Raw genomic sequence first — 15,079 nt, forward strand, 5'->3', positions numbered from 1 at the left:
GAAAATCGGCACTGCATGCGGGCACTTCCGGTGGAATCGCACTAGTGGCAAGGTGGAGACGGTGGACCACAAACCCCCGACCGCAACCATTGAAGCGGCGCATGGCAAACATTCCCTACCATGGCACGACTCAAGGGATTTCGACGACGCCGACCGCGGATTCCTTGCCGCACTATCACCGTGCGTGGTCAAAGCCGCCGACGGCCGGGTGGTGTGGGACAACGACGCCTATTCATTCCTGACCGACTCGGCACCGGTGTCGGTGCACCCCAGCCTGTGGCGCCAATCGACACTGGCCGCCAAACAGGGCCTCTACGAAGTGGTGCCGGGCATCTATCAGGTCCGCGGACTGGACATCTCCAACATCAGCTTCATCGAGGGCGACACCGGTGTCATCGTCATCGATCCGTTGATTTCTACCGAGACCGCCGCTGCGGCGCTGCAGCTGTACCGCACGCACCGTGGTGGGGACCGGCCCGTCGTCGCCGTGATCTACACCCACAGCCACGCCGACCACTTCGGCGGTGTACTCGGTGTCACCTCGCAGGCCGACGTGGACGCCGGCAAGGTGGCCATCCTGGCGCCCGAAGGCTTCACCGAACATGCCGTGCAGGAGAACGTGTACGCCGGTCCGGCGATGCTGCGTCGGGCGACGTATATGTACGGCGCGTTGTTGGACCGGGGTCCGCTGGGGCAGGTGGGGTGTGGTCTCGGACAGGTTGCCTCGACCGGCGAGGTGGCCCTGATCGTCCCGACGATCGATATCCGGACCACGGGGGAGACGCACACCATCGACGGGGTGCAGATCGAGTTCCAGATGGCGCCCGGCACCGAGGCGCCGGCCGAAATGCACTTCTATTTCCCGCAATTCCGTGCGCTGTGCATGGCCGAGAACGCCACCCACAACCTGCACAACCTGCTGACGCTGCGCGGGGCACTGGTCCGCGATCCACGCGCCTGGTCGGGGTATCTCACCGAAGCGATCGACACCTTCGCCGATCGCGCCGAGGTGGTGTTCGCCTCCCACCATTGGCCGACGTGGGGGCGGGAGCACATCATCGAGTTCCTGTCGCTGCAACGCGATCTGTACGCCTACCTGCACGACCAGACATTGCGGTTGCTCAATCAGGGTTATACGGGCGTCGAGATCGCCGAAATATTCCAGCTGCCGCCGGCTTTGGAGCACGCTTGGCATGCGCGGGGCTACTACGGCTCGGTCAGCCACAACGTGAAAGCCGTCTACCAGCGCTACATGGGCTGGTTCGACGGCAACCCCGGCCGGCTGTGGCCACATCCGCCCGAGGCGCTGGGACCCCGCTACGTCGAGGCGCTCGGTGGCATCGACCGGGTGGTGGAACTGGCAAGGTCCGCCTTCGATTCCGGTGATTTTCGCTGGGCGGCAACGCTACTCGACCACGCGATGTTCACCGACGAGCAGCACGGGCCCGCGCGGGAGCTGTATGCGGACACGTTGGAACAGTTGGGCTACGGCGCGGAGAATGCGACATGGCGCAATTTCTTCCTCAGTGGCGCCACCGAATTGCGGGTCGGCAAATTCGGCACCGCCGGCCAGGTCACCTCGCCGACCCTGTTGTCTCAGTTGACGCCCGAGCAGGTCTTCGACGGCCTGGCCATCCGGGTGAACGGTCCGCGCAGCTGGGACCTCGATCTGTCCATCGACGTCACGTTCGCCGATTCGAACACGAATTATCGGCTGGCCCTGCGCAACGGGGTGCTGGTACATCGCCAGGTGTCCGCCGATCCCGCCTCTGCGAACGTTACGGTCAAGCTGGCCAACAAGATTCGACTGCTGCTGGTCGCGACCGGTGACTTCACGTCGCCGGGCTTGGAACTGTCCGGTGACCAGACGGCGCTGCAGTCGCTGATCGAGGTCCTCGATGCGCCCGACCCGAATTTCAACATCGTCACGCCGTAACAACGCTTGTCATCCTGCGCTGGTGGCGTGGGCTGCTCGAACCTCACCGCCATAGCCGCAGGGTCAACGCCTAGTCGGCGACGTCGATGATCACCTTGCCCAGCACCTTGCGGTCGGCGACGTAGCGCAAGGCGGCCGCGGTATCGGCCAACGGGAACCGCGCGCCGATGTACGGACGAATCTTGCCGTCGGCGAACAACTTTGACAGCTCAGCGATGTCGCGCGCGCACTGCTGTGGGTAATCGTCGGCGAACGTGCGGATTTCCATGCCGCGGACCGTCACGTTTTTGAGCATCACCAGGTTGAGCGGAATGGCCGGGATGGAGCCTGCCGCGTAGCCGAGCGTGACGAACATGCCACCCCGGGCGAGACCGCGCAGGGCCGGCTCGGCATACGATCCCCCGACGGGATCGAGGACGACGCGCGCGTTGTCCCCGGTGAGTTCGCGGATACGCAGCTTGAGGTCCTCGTTGTCGTAGTCGACGGTGGCTTCGGCGCCGCGCTCCCGGCACAACGCCAGCTTCGCCGGACTCGACGCCGCCGCCAGCACGCGTGCCCCCATCGCCACCGCCAGATCGACAGCAGCCAGGCCCACCCCACCGGCCGCGCCGAGCACCACCACCCAATCACCTGTCGTCACCTCGGCCACCGAACGCAGTGCGTGATAGGCGGTGCGGTATGTCACGCCGAACGCCGCTGCGGAATCGAAGTCGACGCCATCGGGAATCGGTTCCGCAATAGCTTCTTCCAGCAACGCCAGTTCGGCGAACGCTCCGAACGTGGTGCCGAACACCCGTTGTCCCGGACGCGATGCTGCACCGGGGCCGGCCGCTACCACTTCGCCGGCAATCTCGTTGCCCGGTATGAACGGTGGCGGGATTTTGATCTGGTATTTGCCGGCGACGAACAGCACGTCCGGAAAGTTCACCGCCGCCGAGTGCACCCGCACCAACAGCTGACCAGGCGCCGGAACCGGGTCCGGCATGTCGGACAGCACCAGGTCTTCGGGCGGGCCGTACGCGCGGCAGACGATCGCGCGCATCAACCGACCCCGAGCCCGCGCAGGCAGAACCGCGAAAGGTGCTGTATGTCCGCATGGCCCGGCCGGTCGCAGGATCCCACATACCGCCGCATCATCGCCACCGTGCAACCGTAGACGGCCTCGACGTCGCGATCGACGTCGGCGCTGCCCAGAGCGGTGACCGGTTCGACGAGCAGGTCGCGCAGTGGCCGCATCAGCTCCTGGTCGGCGACGTGCCAGCTGGACAGCTGCCCGGTGACCGCGCGACTCATGCTGATCAGGTGCGGATCGGCGACCTGGGCCAGGGTCCCCTCGATCCAACGGGTCACTTTGTCCTGTGGGCGCAATTCCTTGGCCATCTGATGGTCGAGATAGGACACCACCAGCCCCACCCCACGCTCCATCACGGCCAGGATCAGATCGTCCTTCCCGGCGAAGTAGCGGTAGAACGCCTTATTCGACGAGCCCGCTTCGGCCACGATGTCGCTGACGCGGGGCGGATCCGGTGCGACGCGTTCCATCACCCGCACGGCGGCGGCCAGGATGCGCTCCACTTCCTCGGTGGCGCCGCGTTGCCGGTCGTCGAGAGCGCGTTCGACGGCCGCCACGGCTCTGGTGTTCACGGCGAATCGGGCAGCGCGGGAACGCGATCGATCAGGTCGGCGTACTTCTTCAGCGCGGCCTCGCGGCGCACGTGCAGCATCTCGCTGGGCCACTCACCGTCTTCGGCGTCGTAGCCTTTGAGCAGCATCCGCGCCAGGTTCACCTTGTGCGCCTCGGTGGGTCCGTCGGCCAGGCCGAGTGCGATCCCACCGAGCAACGCGTTCACCAGCGGCAGCTGGTCACTGAGTCCCAGTGCGCCGTGTACCTGAATGGCGCGCAGCGCAATGGACTTCAGTACCTGGGAGGCCAGGATCTTGCAGGCCGCGATCTCGGCGCGGGCGGCCCGCTCGTCCCCGGTGTCGATCAGCCACGCCGCGTGCAGGACGGTCAGTCGGAACGGGATCAACTCGGTGTAGGAGTCGGCGACGAACTCCTGCACCAGTTGTTTGTCGGCGAGCAGACTGCCTTGGGTGAAGCGGCTTTTCGCGCGGCGCGACATCATCTCGACCGCGCGGTGGGCAACGCCGAGCGACCGCATCGCGTGGTGCAGCCGACCACCGGCCAGCCGGGTTTGCAGGATCAGGAAGCCTTGTCCGGCCTCGCCCAGCAGCGCCTCCGGCCCGACCCGCACGTCGTCGTAACGGACCAGGGAATGCCCCGGCTCGTGCGGGTCCGATCCGACCAGGTGGTGGTTGGCCTCGATGGTCAGTCCCGGGGTGCCGGCCGGGATCAAGAAGGTCGACGCGCCGTGGTGGACCGGTACATCGGGGTCGGTGACGGCGACGACGATGAAGAACGATGCCACCGATGCGTTGGAGGAGAAGAACTTTCGTCCGGTGATCACCCAGTCTTCGCCGTCACGCACCGCCCGTGTGGTGAACACCCGCGGATCGGCGCCGCCTTGCGGCTCGGTCATGGAGAAACAGGAGAAGATCTCCCCGGACAGCAGACCCTGCAGGTAGCGGTCCTTCTGTTCGGGGGTGCCGAAGCGCGCGATGATTTCGGCGTTGCCGGTGTCGGGCGCCTGGGTGCCGAAAATGATCGGCGCCCAGGGGCTGCGTCCGAGGATCTCGTTGATCAACGTCAGCTTGACGGCGCCAAAGCCCTGCCCGCCCAGCTCCGGCCCCAGATGCGGGGCCCACAACCCCTGGTCGCGAACCTGCTGCTTGAGCGGATCGACGATCCGGCGCCGCTCCTCGTTGAGTGGCAGGAATTCGCAGCCCGGGAACAACACTTCCAGGGGTTCGACTTCGTCGCGGACGAAGTCGCGCACCCAGTGCAGCTTCTGCTCGAATTCCGGTTCGGTGGAAAAGTCCCACGACATACGAATCTTCCTCTCGTTAGGGGATGCCGCCGTCGGCCCGCACGATCGAGCCGGTGGTGAAACTCGACGCGTCGGAGGCCAGAAACAGTGCGGCACCGACGATTTCAGTCGGATCGCCGGCACGTTTGAGGGAAAGGTGCTCGAACGGGTTGCGCGTCGCCTGATCCAGATTCCACGCCTTGCTGACGTCGGTCAGGAACGGCCCGGCCATCAGTGTGTTGACCCGCACCGACGGGCCGAACGCCTTCGCCAGCGCCTCGGTCATCGCGTTGAGCCCGGCTTTGGCGCAGGCGTACGGAACGATGTCGGGTGTCGGACGCAACGACCCGGCGGTGCTCACATTGATGATCGAACCACTGCCCGCAGCCACCATCCGTTCCCCTACCAGTGTTGAAAGGCGAAACGGCCCTTTGAGATTGAGGTTGATCACCGAGTCGAACAGTTTCTCGGTGACATCGGTGAGCTTGTCGTACAGGGGCGACATGCCGGCGTTGTTGATCAGCGTGTCGACCTTGCCGAAAGCGTCGTACGTCGCCTCGACGAGCCCGTCGAGTTGGTCCCAGCGGCCCACGTGCACCTGGTACGGCAGGGCGGTGCGACCGGTCTGGGACTCGATATCTTTGGCGACGGCCACACAGTTGTCCATGTTGCGACTGGCGATCACCACTTCGGCGCCGCATCGCGCCGCGCCGAAGGCCATCTCGCGGCCCAGGCCACGGCTGCCGCCGGTGATCAGCACTACCCGATCGGTCAAGTCGAAAAGCTGTTCGGCGTAACTCATTTCACCTCCCGCTCGACCGCGCCAGCTCTGCCGCGGTGGCGATCAGCTGGGGGATCATCGCCCCGAACGCGTCTTTGATCTTCGGATCGACTTTTCCGGTCCGCACCCCGGCCGCATATGTCTTTTCCAGCACGATGCCCAGCTTCCAGTTCGCCAGTACCAGGTAGTAGTCGATGTTCTCGGTGGACAATCCGCTGATCGACTCGTAGTGCTGCAAGAGCTCACTGCGGGTCGGCATGCCCCGCATATCCAGATAGAAGCCGTCCGAACGGGGTTGCTCACCGTCGTAGCCGAGCAATGCCCAGGCCAGGTCCAGCAACGGGTCACCGACCGTGGTCATCTCCCAGTCCACGATCGCGGCCAGCCGGGCCGGCTCTCCGTGCGCGAACATCACGTTGGCGAATTGATAGTCACCGTGCATGATGCCGGCCGGGTAATGCGCGGGTCGATTGCGGCGCAACCACTCCGACGCTTCGTCCAGGCCCGGCAAGTCGCGCACCTTGTAGGCGTCGAGAAAGCTCAGCCACCGGTCGACCTGCCGCTCGTGGAAACCGTCCGGGCGGCCGAAACCGTCCAGACCCTGCGCGCGCCAGTCCACCCGTCCGAGCCGTGCGGCGCCCTCGACCAGTTGGAACGCCAGTTCACGCCGGGCAGTCAGGTCGTGGTCGAACGGCGCCTGCCAGCCGCCGTCCATCGGGCTCCACCCGTCGATCGCGCGCATCAGGTAGAACGGCATGCCGAGCACCGATCCGGTCTCGTCGGCGGCGATCAGTTCCGCGTGCGGCACGTCGGTGCCGTTCAGCGCCCGCACCAACCGGATCTCGCGCACCAGTCCGTCGATACGCGCGGCGTCGGCGCGCGGGCCGGGCATGCGCAGCACCATGCGCTCGGGACCGCGCTGCACCAGGTACAGGGTGTTCTGCGAGCCACCGCCCAGCTGCTCCAGCACTGGTTCCACCCCATGGCCGGGCGCCTGATTCGTATCGAGCCAACGACCCAGCACGCCGGTGTCCAATTCAGTTCTGCTCGCCGTCATCGCACACCCCAATCTCCGTAGGGAGAATAGCATTCTCCGCGCTGCACCGAAGCGGCCAGTGCCATCGTGTAAGGGTTGAGCCATGCAACTGCTCCTGGTCCGGCACGCGTTGCCGCTGCGTAGCGATCATGGCGAAGGTTCTGATCCGGAGTTGTCCGAGACCGGATTTCAGCAGGTGGCACGGCTGCCGGAGGCGCTGGCCCGATTTCCGATCGCCAGGGTGGTGAGCAGTCCGCAGCGCCGCGCGATCCAGACCGCCGATCCCGTCGCGCAGGCCCGCGAGCTGAAGGTCGATATCGACGACCGGTTGGCTGAGTACGACCGCGACCTGCAGTCCTACATTCCGGTCGAGCAGATTCGTACCGAGTTCCCCGACGAGTGGGCGCGCATGTCCCGGGGCCACCTGCCCAGTGGCGTCGACGAGGACGCGTTTCGCGCCCGGGTCCGGTCGGCAATCGACGATCTGGTCGCTACGGCCGACCCGGAGGAGACCGTCGCGGCGTTCAGCCACGGTGGGGTGATCAACGTGGTGCTGCACGAGGTGCTGGGCACGGCTCGGTTGTTGTCGTTCCCGATCGATTACGCCTCGGTGAGCCGGCTGTTGTTCTCCCGGACCGGCCAGGCGACCGTCGCGGCGGTCAACGGCACCGAGCACGTGTGGGATTTGCTGCCGCGGAATCAGCGGTGGTGATACGACGATGCAGGCTGGGTGCGGCCTGCGGAGGAGTGAACCAATAGGCAATGGTGAGGCGTGGTAAACAAGTTCGGTGACTTCGGTGGACCGCCTCGACGGCTTGGACCTGGCCGCGCTGGACGGGTATCTGTGTTCGCTCGGCATCGCACGCGACGGTGAGCTGCGTGGCGAGTTCATCTCCGGTGGACGTTCCAATCTGACCTTCCGCGTCTACGACGACGCGACGAGCTGGCTGGTGCGGCGCCCGCCGCTGCACGGGCTGACCCCCTCCGCGCACGACATGAACCGCGAGTTCAAGGTGGTGGCCGCGCTGCAGGACACTCCGGTGCCGGTGGCGCGCACGATCGGGCTGTGTCAGGACGAGTCGGTGCTGGGCGCACCCTTTCAGGTCGTGGAATTCGTTGCCGGGCAGGTGGTGCGGCGGCGCACCCAACTCGAGTCGCTCGGCCGCCGCGCCATCGACGGTTGCGTCGACGCGCTGATCCGGGTCCTGGTCGACCTGCACAACGTCGACCCGGCCTCAGTCGGGTTGGGCGACTTCGGAAAACCGAACGGTTACCTGGAACGCCAAGTGCGACGGTGGGGTTCGCAGTGGGAGTTGGTCCGGCTGCCCGACGACCGCCGCGACGGCGACGTCTCGCGGCTGCATTCGGCTCTGCAGCAAGCTATCCCGCAGCAGAGTCGGACCTCGATCGTGCACGGCGACTACCGGATCGACAACACCATCCTGGACGCCGACGATCCCACCATCGTTCGGGCGGTGGTGGACTGGGAGCTGTCGACGCTGGGCGATCCGATCAGCGACGCCGCCCTGATGTGCGTCTACCGCGACCCCGCGCTGGACCTGATCATCGACACGCAGGCGGCGTGGACGTCGCCATTGTTGCCCACCGCCGACGAGCTGGCCGACCGGTATTCACTGGTCTCCGGGCGTTCGCTGGGACCGTGGGAGTTCTACATGGCGTTGGCCTACTTCAAGCTGGCAATCATCGCCGCCGGTATCGATTTCCGGCGGCGGATGTCTGAGCAGGCCGACGGCCGGGACAGTGTCGACGACGCACCCGAAGTGGTGGCGCCGCTGATCTCTCGCGGACTGGCGGAGATCGCCCGGCTGAGTTAGCGGATGCCGGCGGTCAGGTTTTTCTTGGCCGCGCGGCGCAACTGCAAGATGCGCGCGGTGCCGACGGCCACCGTGAGCAGTCCGCCGGCGACAGCCGCCAGCAGCAGGGCCACCCCCTTGGGCAGGCTCCAATGCCAGCCAAGGAAGGTGAACGACGCGGGCTCGATGTTCTGGGTGACGAAGATCAGCAACAGGATCAGGACCAGGAAGCCCATGAATAGCGACGTCCACAGAGCGCCGGCGCGGGTGAACCGGGAGGCACTGTCCTTGGGTAGCGGACGGGATCGCTCTTCCGGGGTTAGCGCCGGCGGCTCACCGGACGCCTTCTTGTCGAAGGGCGCCGAGCCGGGAGGGTTGCTGCTCATGTCTACATCTTTCTCCCCTTCCACGCGGATTGAAACCAAACCACGCGGGAAAACTTGGATAGTGTCGGCACGGTGAGACTGCTGCGCCGCGTAGCACTTGTCGCGGCAGTGCTGTGCCTGGTCGCTGCCTGCAGCAATCCGGACCCGTTCGGGTCGGGTGCGGGCGGCCCGACGTCTATCGTAGTGGGGTCCGGCGATTTCCCCGAGTCCGAGATCGTTGCTGAGATCTATGCGCAAGCGTTGCAGGCCAATGGTTTTCAGGTCGGACGGCGGATGGGTATCGGCAGTCGCGAGACATACATCCCGGCCCTGAAGGACCATTCCGTGGACCTGGTGCCGGAGTACGTCGGCAATCTGCTGCTCTATTTCGAGCCGAACTCCAAGGCGACGGTCCTGGACGCCGTCGAATTAGAGCTGTACCGACGCCTGCCCGGGGACCTGTCGATCCTCGCCCCGGCGCCGGCCTCCGACACCGACTCTGTCACCGTCACCGCTGCGACCGCGGCGAAGTGGCACCTCAAAACCATCGCAGATCTGGCCGCGCATTCCGCCGAGGTGCGGTTCGCGGCGCCGTCGGCATTCGCCACCCGCCCGGCCGGACTGCCGGGACTGAAGCAGAAATACGGACTCGACATCAGCGCAGGCAATTTCGTGACCATCAACGACGGTGGCGGTCCGGTGACGGTGCGTGCCCTGGTCGAGGGCACCGTGACGGCCGCCAACATCTTCAGCACCTCCCCGGCCGTGCTGCAGGATCATCTGGTGGTGCTCGAGGATCCCGAGCACAACTTTCTGGCCGGCAACATTGTGCCGCTGATGAATTCGCGGCAGAAGTCCGACCGGCTCAAGAACATCCTGGATGCGGTGTCGGCCAAGCTCACCACCCAGGGCATCGCCGAACTCAACGCAGCCGTATCCGGCAACGGCGGCGTCGACCCGGATCAAGCAGCACGAAATTGGCTGAAGGACAACGGCTTCGATCACCCCATCGGCAGCCGATGATCAGATTCGACGATGTCAGCAAGCAATTCGCCGGTGGCACCATTGCCGTCGACCGGTTGACCCTGGACGCGCCTGTCGGCAAGCTCACCGTCTTCGTCGGTTCGTCGGGCTGCGGCAAGACCACGGCGCTGCGCATGATCAACCGGATGATCGAGCCCACTTCGGGCACCATCACCGTGGACGGTGCCGACGTGTCGGCGGTCAACCCGGTGCAGTTGCGCCGCGGGATCGGCTATGTCATCCAGAACGCGGGTTTGTTGCCCCATCAGCGGGTGATCGACAACGTCGCGACGGTGCCGGTGCTCAACGGGCAGTCGCGCAAGGCCGCCCGCGCCGCCGCCTACGAGGTGCTCGAACGCGTCGGTCTGAATCCCCAACTCGCGAACCGGTATCCGGCCCAGCTCTCCGGCGGGGAACAGCAGCGCGTCGGGGTGGCGCGCGCCCTGGCCGCCGACCCGCCGATCCTGTTGATGGACGAGCCGTTTTCTGCCGTCGACCCGGTGGTGCGGCACACCCTGCAGGACGAAATACTGCGGCTGCAAGGCGAATTGCGCAAGACCATCGTCTTCGTCACACACGACATCGATGAGGCGCTGCGGCTGGCCGACCGGGTCGCGGTGTTCGGCTCCGGTGGCGTGCTGCAGCAGTATGCCGAGCCGGCGCAGTTGCTCGCACGCCCGGCCAACGAGTTCGTCTCGAAATTCCTCGGCACCGGCCGGGGGTACCGCTGGCTGCAACTCCTGGACGCGACCGGGCTGCCCGTGCATGACATCGCACTGATCACCACCGGCGAGCTCGCCCGTGCCGAACCGCCGGACGGCTGGGTCCTGGTCGTCGACGACGGGACACCGAAGGGTTGGCTCGACGCCGACGGATTGCGCCGGCACCGCGACGGGCTACCGCTGGCCCACGCCATGACGTCGGTCGGGTCGGTGTTTCACCGCGGCGGCGATCTCAGCCAGGCGCTGGATGCGGCGCTGTCCTCGCCGGCGTCGGTAGGTGTCACCGTCGATGAGGCACGCCGGGTGATCGGCGGCGTCCTGGCCACCGATGTGCTGGCCGCGGCCGAAGCGCTCCGGCGGGCCTGATGCATTACCTGCTGACGCACTTGGACTCCGCGTGGGCGCTCACCGTGATCCACTTGCGACTGTCGCTGGTCCCGGTGCTGATCGGGCTGGCGATCGCGGTGCCGCTGGGGTTGGCGGTGCAGCGCGCCCCGATTCCGCGGCGGTTGACCACCGCGGCGGCCAGCGTGATTTTCACCGTCCCGTCCCTGGCGCTGTTCGTGGTGTTGCCGTTGATCATCGGCACCCGAATTCTCGACGAGGCCAACGTGATGGTCGCGCTGAGTGCGTACACCACCGCGCTGATGGTGCGCGCCGTGCTCGAGGCGCTCGACGCGGTGCCGGGCCCGGTGCGCGACGCGGCGATCGCAGTCGGCTATGCGCCGATCGCCCGGTTGGTGAAAGTTGAACTGCCGCTGTCCATCCCGGTCCTGGTGGCCGGTTTGCGGGTGGTGGTGGCGACCAATATCGCGATGGTGTCGGTGGGTTCGGTGATCGGCATCGGCGGTCTGGGCACGTGGTTCACGGCTGGATTCCAGACCAACAAGAGCGATCAGATCGTGGCCGGCATCATCGCAATGTTCGTGCTGGCGGTGGTCGTCGACGCGCTGATCGCCGTGAGCGGCCGGTTGCTCACCCCGTGGGAGCGGGATCGTGGCATCACCGGGCCGATCGTGGGAGGTGCCCGGTGAACTTCATCGGACAGGCCTGGTCGTTCCTGACGACGGCCGGCAACTGGGCCGGCCCCACCGGGGTGGCCGCCCGCATCGGTGAGCACCTCGAGTACACCGCCCTGGCGGTGGCGGCATCAGCGGTCCTCGCCATCCCGGTCGGGCTGATCATCGGGCATACCGGCCGCGGGCAGGTGCTGATCGTGGGTGCGGTCAACGGGTTACGGGCGCTGCCGACGCTGGGCGTACTGCTGCTGGGTGTACTGATGTTCGGTCTGGGGCTGGGGCCACCGATCGTCGCGCTGATGCTGCTGGGCATCCCGTCGCTGCTGGCCGGCACCTATGCCGGCATCGCCAGCGTCGACCCGCTGGTGGTCGATGCCGCTCGCGCGATGGGCATGACCGAATCGCAGGTGCTGCTGCGCGTCGAGGTACCCAATGCCCTGCCGCTGATCCTGGGCGGACTGCGCAACGCCACCCTGCAGGTGGTGGCGACCGCGACGGTCGCGGCGTACGCGAGCCTGGGGGGACTGGGCCGTTATCTGATCCACGGCATCCAGGAGCGGCAATTTCACACGGCGTTGGTCGGTGCGGTGCTGGTGGCTGCGCTGGCGTTGTTCCTGGACGGCCTGCTGGCGGTCGCGGCATGGGCCTCCGCCCCGGGCAGCGGGCGGCTGAGCAGGCCCACCGACCGAATTGACACCGCAGTTGGTGACAAACGTGTCGCGGCTCCCCCGGAGGTCCTACGGTAGAAGGGTGAACGCAGCCCCTTCGGAACCTTCGCGCGCTTTGACGGCGATGTTGACCTGGCGTGCCCAGGATTGTTCGCGCATGGAATCAGTACGAATTCAGTTGTCCGGCAAGCGAATCAAAGCCAATGGCCGCATTGTGGCCGCGGCTACCGAAACCAGTCCGGCGTTCGGTGCGTACTACGAATTGCAGACCGACGAGTCGGGGGCCACCAAACGGCTCGGGCTCACCGTCACGCTGGCCGAGCGGGAGCGCCAGCTCGCCATCGCACGTGACGAAGAGAACATGTGGTTGGTGACCGACCATCAGGGCGAGAAGCGGGCCGGTTACAACGGCGCCCTCGACGTCGACCTGGTGTTCAGTCCGTTCTTCAACGCGCTGCCGATCCGCCGTCTCGGCATCCACCAGAACGCGGAAGTGATCGCGTTGCCGATGGTCTATGTCAACGTGCCGGACATGTCGGTTGACGCGGCGACCGTGAGCTACGCCAGCGAGGGCCGACTGGACGGCATCAAACTTCGGTCGCCGGTGGCCAACACCACAGTGACCGTCGACGCCGACGGGTTCATTGTGGACTATCCAGGGTTGGCAGAGCGGATCTGATCACGCCACCGGCTCGGCCGGCCGCGGCCAGCTGCTGACGCCAGTTCTCTTCGCCGACGACGACGGCGACGATGTCGGAGCGCGGGAAGCTCTCGTAGCGGGTGCGCGCGGCGTGACCCTGGTTGACCAGGTCGGCGACCGAGCCGTTGACTGCCAGCGAGTCGCGGGCGCGGCCGAGCAACTCGATGATCCGGCTCGTCGCCGGCACCAATTGGCTGGTGTTGGCCTCGCACATGGCGCGCACCAGGTCCGGGGCGGTGCCCGCGACCCGGGTCGCATCCCGGAACGAGCCCGCTGCCAGCGCGAAAGCCAACGGCACTTCGGCCGCGGTGACGGCCAGCGCCTCGGCAAGTAGGTGCGGCAGATGCGAGATGGCGGCGGCGGCGGCGTCGTGCTCGTCGGACTTGGCGGGCACCACTACCGCGCCGCAGTCCAGGGCGAGGGTCAGCACCGTCGACCAGATCGCGGGGTCGACGTGGTCGTCCACACTGATCACCCACGGCGCCCGGTTGAACAGCCCGCCGTGTCCGGCGGCCCATCCCGAGTGCGCGGTACCGGTCATCGGGTGCCCGCCGACGAACCGGTCCGACAGGCCGGCTTTGGCTACTTCGTCGAGCACCGCGGTCTTGACGCTGGTGACGTCGGTCAACGGGCAGTCGGGGGCCAGCGCCTTGATATGGGCGAGCATGCTCGGCAGCGCGGGCATCGGGACGGCCAGCACGATCAGCGCATTGCTGTCCGCTGCGCGCCTCAACACGTCGCCGAGGTCGGTGCTGGCATCGAATCCGTCGGCGCGAGCGCCGGCGGCGCTCGCCACGGACCTGTTGTAACCGAAGACCTCGCGGCCCGCGCCCGCGGCGGCCCGCACAATCGACCCTCCGATCAGACCCAGGCCGAGTACACAAACCGGTGTCCCACTCACAGTCCAAGGTTGGCACAACCGCCCGACCGGGCTTCGTCTGGCCAGGGAGACAGGTCGGGGACTAGCGTAAGCGCCCATGGGAGCACAACGGGCTTCAGCAGCAGGCCCGTCCTCGGACGTTCCGGACGGCTTCGGCGTTGCGGTCGTGCGTGAAGAAGGACGGTGGCATTGTTCGGCGATGGGTGCCAAATCGCTGACCAGTCTGTCGGCGGCCGAGACCGAGTTGCGTGAACTGCGCAGCTCCGGCGCCGTGTTCGGGCTGCTCGACGTCGACGACGAGTTCTTCGTCATCGTGCGCCCGGCCCCCTCGGGGACCCGGTTGTTGCTGTCGGACGCCACCGCGGCCCTGGATTACGACATCGCCGACGAGGTGCTCGACAGCCTGGACGCCGATATCGATCCGGATGACCTCGAGGATGCCGACCCGTTCGCCGAGGGTGACCTGGGCTTGCTGTCCGACGTCGGACTGCCCGAGGCGGTGCTCGGCGTGATCCTCGACGAGACCGATCTCTACGCCGACGAGCAGTTGGGGCGGATTGCCCGGGAGATGGGGTTCGCGGAGCAGCTGTCTGCGGTGATCGACCGTCTCGGTCGGTGAAAGTTCCCGTTTCCGACGAGTCGTTGATCCGGGCCGCGTTGGCGGTGGCTGCGACGGCCGGGCCTCGCGATGTCCCGATCGGCGCCGTGGTAGTCGGTGCTGACGGCACGTTGTTAGGGCAGGCCGTCAATGCGCGCGAGGCACTAGGTGATCCCACCGCGCACGCCGAAGTGCTGGCGTTGCGGGCGTCCGCTGCGGTTCTGGGCGACGGCTGGCGGTTGGCGGGCGCGACCCTTGCGGTGACGGTCGAACCGTGCACCATGTGCGCCGGTGCGTTGGTGCTGGCCCGGGTGGGCCGGCTGGTGTTCGGCGCCTGGGAGCCCAAGACCGGCGCAGTCGGCTCGCTGTGGGACGTAGTCCGTGATCGCCGACTCAATCACCGCCCAGAGGTCCGCGGGGGAGTGCTTGCCGACGAGTGCGCCGCGCCGCTCGAGGAATTCTTCGCTCGCCAGCGATTGGGGTGAGACGCGGATAGTTCGGTAAGCTGCTCGGCGGTGGCGTGTCCGAGCGGCCTAAGGAGCACGCCTCGAAAGCGTGTGACGGCTAAAACCGTCCGAGGGTTCAAATCCCTCCGCCACCGCCAACAGCT

Annotated in this window: 17 protein-coding genes and 1 tRNA gene; 11 read left to right on the plus strand and 7 right to left on the minus strand. The window is 66.7% G+C overall.

The features are described from left to right. Positions 1-61: 61 nt before the first annotated feature. Entirely contained in the window at positions 62-1,936 is a 1,875-nt protein-coding gene (locus tag AC5Y6Y_RS16465; protein WP_473138613.1) for an alkyl/aryl-sulfatase, read from the plus strand. A 70-nt stretch (positions 1,937-2,006) separates the two neighbouring features. On the opposite strand, the gene AC5Y6Y_RS16470 is transcribed toward AC5Y6Y_RS16465, so the two are convergent. Genes AC5Y6Y_RS16470 through AC5Y6Y_RS16490 form a run of 5 tightly spaced genes read right to left on the minus strand, consistent with a single transcriptional unit; the run spans position 2,007 to position 6,701 of the window. Next, positions 2,007-2,978: an NADPH:quinone oxidoreductase family protein gene (locus AC5Y6Y_RS16470; RefSeq protein WP_463826136.1), complete on the minus strand. Its 972-nt coding sequence runs from the start codon at positions 2,976-2,978 to the stop codon at positions 2,007-2,009. Continuing rightward, complete coding sequence (locus tag AC5Y6Y_RS16475) at positions 2,978-3,580, minus strand: TetR/AcrR family transcriptional regulator (RefSeq protein WP_463826135.1); 603 nt, start codon at positions 3,578-3,580, stop codon at positions 2,978-2,980. Before AC5Y6Y_RS16475 ends, AC5Y6Y_RS16470 begins: the two co-directional genes overlap by 1 nt. Beyond that, entirely contained in the window at positions 3,577-4,884 is a 1,308-nt protein-coding gene (locus AC5Y6Y_RS16480) for an acyl-CoA dehydrogenase family protein (RefSeq protein WP_463826134.1), read from the minus strand. Before AC5Y6Y_RS16480 ends, AC5Y6Y_RS16475 begins: the two co-directional genes overlap by 4 nt. A gap of 16 nt (positions 4,885-4,900) precedes the next feature. Next, entirely contained in the window at positions 4,901-5,665 is a 765-nt protein-coding gene (locus AC5Y6Y_RS16485) for an SDR family NAD(P)-dependent oxidoreductase (protein ID WP_473138612.1), read from the minus strand. Position 5,666: 1 nt separating this feature from the next. Then, the gene (locus AC5Y6Y_RS16490) at positions 5,667-6,701 is read right to left on the minus strand and encodes a phosphotransferase family protein (RefSeq protein ID WP_473138611.1); all 1,035 of its coding nucleotides are present in this window, start codon (positions 6,699-6,701) and stop codon (positions 5,667-5,669) included. An 82-nt stretch (positions 6,702-6,783) separates the two neighbouring features. Between AC5Y6Y_RS16490 and AC5Y6Y_RS16495 the strand changes: the two genes are divergently transcribed. Then, the gene (locus tag AC5Y6Y_RS16495; protein WP_473138610.1) at positions 6,784-7,392 is read left to right on the plus strand and encodes a histidine phosphatase family protein; all 609 of its coding nucleotides are present in this window, start codon (positions 6,784-6,786) and stop codon (positions 7,390-7,392) included. A 76-nt stretch (positions 7,393-7,468) separates the two neighbouring features. Next, a complete protein-coding gene (locus AC5Y6Y_RS16500; RefSeq protein WP_473138609.1) occupies positions 7,469-8,515 on the plus strand; it encodes a phosphotransferase family protein in 1,047 nt (348 codons plus the stop codon). Here AC5Y6Y_RS16500 and AC5Y6Y_RS16505 read toward each other — a convergent pair. Next, complete coding sequence (locus AC5Y6Y_RS16505) at positions 8,512-8,880, minus strand: LapA family protein (RefSeq protein ID WP_473138608.1); 369 nt, start codon at positions 8,878-8,880, stop codon at positions 8,512-8,514. The genes AC5Y6Y_RS16500 and AC5Y6Y_RS16505 overlap by 4 nt on opposite strands. 72 nt (positions 8,881-8,952) lie before the next feature. Here AC5Y6Y_RS16505 and AC5Y6Y_RS16510 point away from each other — a divergent pair, with 72 nt between their 5' ends. Genes AC5Y6Y_RS16510 through AC5Y6Y_RS16530 form a run of 5 tightly spaced genes read left to right on the plus strand, consistent with a single transcriptional unit; the run spans position 8,953 to position 12,970 of the window. Further along, on the plus strand, positions 8,953-9,882 hold the full coding sequence (locus tag AC5Y6Y_RS16510; protein WP_473138607.1) for an ABC transporter substrate-binding protein: 930 nt from the start codon (positions 8,953-8,955) through the stop codon (positions 9,880-9,882). Next, the gene (locus tag AC5Y6Y_RS16515; RefSeq protein WP_473138606.1) at positions 9,879-10,970 is read left to right on the plus strand and encodes an ABC transporter ATP-binding protein; all 1,092 of its coding nucleotides are present in this window, start codon (positions 9,879-9,881) and stop codon (positions 10,968-10,970) included. Before AC5Y6Y_RS16510 ends, AC5Y6Y_RS16515 begins: the two co-directional genes overlap by 4 nt. Further along, a complete protein-coding gene (locus tag AC5Y6Y_RS16520; protein ID WP_473138605.1) occupies positions 10,970-11,638 on the plus strand; it encodes an ABC transporter permease in 669 nt (222 codons plus the stop codon). The genes AC5Y6Y_RS16515 and AC5Y6Y_RS16520 overlap by 1 nt, the downstream gene beginning before the upstream one ends. Further along, the gene (locus tag AC5Y6Y_RS16525) at positions 11,635-12,369 is read left to right on the plus strand and encodes an ABC transporter permease (protein ID WP_473138604.1); all 735 of its coding nucleotides are present in this window, start codon (positions 11,635-11,637) and stop codon (positions 12,367-12,369) included. Before AC5Y6Y_RS16520 ends, AC5Y6Y_RS16525 begins: the two co-directional genes overlap by 4 nt. A 46-nt stretch (positions 12,370-12,415) precedes the next feature. Next, positions 12,416-12,970: a putative glycolipid-binding domain-containing protein gene (locus tag AC5Y6Y_RS16530; RefSeq protein WP_463826419.1), complete on the plus strand. Its 555-nt coding sequence runs from the start codon at positions 12,416-12,418 to the stop codon at positions 12,968-12,970. On the opposite strand, the gene AC5Y6Y_RS16535 is transcribed toward AC5Y6Y_RS16530, so the two are convergent. Then, positions 12,933-13,892, minus strand: coding sequence for a prephenate dehydrogenase (locus AC5Y6Y_RS16535; protein WP_463826124.1), 960 nt, complete (start codon positions 13,890-13,892; stop codon positions 12,933-12,935). The two genes, AC5Y6Y_RS16530 and AC5Y6Y_RS16535, sit on opposite strands and share 38 nt — an antisense overlap. Positions 13,893-13,968: 76 nt before the next feature. Here AC5Y6Y_RS16535 and AC5Y6Y_RS16540 point away from each other — a divergent pair, with 76 nt between their 5' ends. The 3 genes from AC5Y6Y_RS16540 to AC5Y6Y_RS16550 all read left to right on the plus strand — a co-directional run bounded on the left by AC5Y6Y_RS16540 (position 13,969) and on the right by AC5Y6Y_RS16550 (position 15,073). After that, positions 13,969-14,490 (plus strand): tRNA adenosine deaminase-associated protein, encoded by a 522-nt coding sequence (locus tag AC5Y6Y_RS16540; RefSeq protein WP_463826123.1) that lies wholly within the window; start codon positions 13,969-13,971, stop codon positions 14,488-14,490. Beyond that, on the plus strand, positions 14,487-14,954 hold the full coding sequence (locus tag AC5Y6Y_RS16545; protein WP_473138603.1) for a nucleoside deaminase: 468 nt from the start codon (positions 14,487-14,489) through the stop codon (positions 14,952-14,954). Before AC5Y6Y_RS16540 ends, AC5Y6Y_RS16545 begins: the two co-directional genes overlap by 4 nt. A 29-nt stretch (positions 14,955-14,983) precedes the next feature. Continuing rightward, positions 14,984-15,073: transfer RNA gene (locus AC5Y6Y_RS16550), tRNA-Ser, on the plus strand. The last annotated feature ends 6 nt before the right edge of the window (positions 15,074-15,079 follow it).

The sequence above is a fragment of the Mycobacterium sp. NGS24 genome (assembly GCF_059813065.1).

What these genes read in the sequence shown, in the direction of transcription:
- AC5Y6Y_RS16470 (WP_463826136.1), bottom strand. Translation starts at nt 2,978, where the DNA reads ATGCGCGCGATCGTCTGCCGCGCGTACGGCCCGCCCGAAGACCTGGTG.
- AC5Y6Y_RS16480 (WP_463826134.1), bottom strand. Translation starts at nt 4,884, where the DNA reads ATGTCGTGGGACTTTTCCACCGAACCGGAATTCGAGCAGAAGCTGCAC.
- AC5Y6Y_RS16485 (WP_473138612.1), bottom strand. Translation starts at nt 5,665, where the DNA reads ATGAGTTACGCCGAACAGCTTTTCGACTTGACCGATCGGGTAGTGCTG.
- AC5Y6Y_RS16490 (WP_473138611.1), bottom strand. Translation starts at nt 6,701, where the DNA reads ATGACGGCGAGCAGAACTGAATTGGACACCGGCGTGCTGGGTCGTTGG.
- AC5Y6Y_RS16495 (WP_473138610.1), top strand. Translation starts at nt 6,784, where the DNA reads ATGCAACTGCTCCTGGTCCGGCACGCGTTGCCGCTGCGTAGCGATCAT.
- AC5Y6Y_RS16505 (WP_473138608.1), bottom strand. Translation starts at nt 8,880, where the DNA reads ATGAGCAGCAACCCTCCCGGCTCGGCGCCCTTCGACAAGAAGGCGTCC.
- AC5Y6Y_RS16515 (WP_473138606.1), top strand. Translation starts at nt 9,879, where the DNA reads ATGATCAGATTCGACGATGTCAGCAAGCAATTCGCCGGTGGCACCATT.
- AC5Y6Y_RS16520 (WP_473138605.1), top strand. Translation starts at nt 10,970, where the DNA reads ATGCATTACCTGCTGACGCACTTGGACTCCGCGTGGGCGCTCACCGTG.
- AC5Y6Y_RS16530 (WP_463826419.1), top strand. Translation starts at nt 12,416, where the DNA reads ATGTTGACCTGGCGTGCCCAGGATTGTTCGCGCATGGAATCAGTACGA.
- AC5Y6Y_RS16540 (WP_463826123.1), top strand. Translation starts at nt 13,969, where the DNA reads ATGGGAGCACAACGGGCTTCAGCAGCAGGCCCGTCCTCGGACGTTCCG.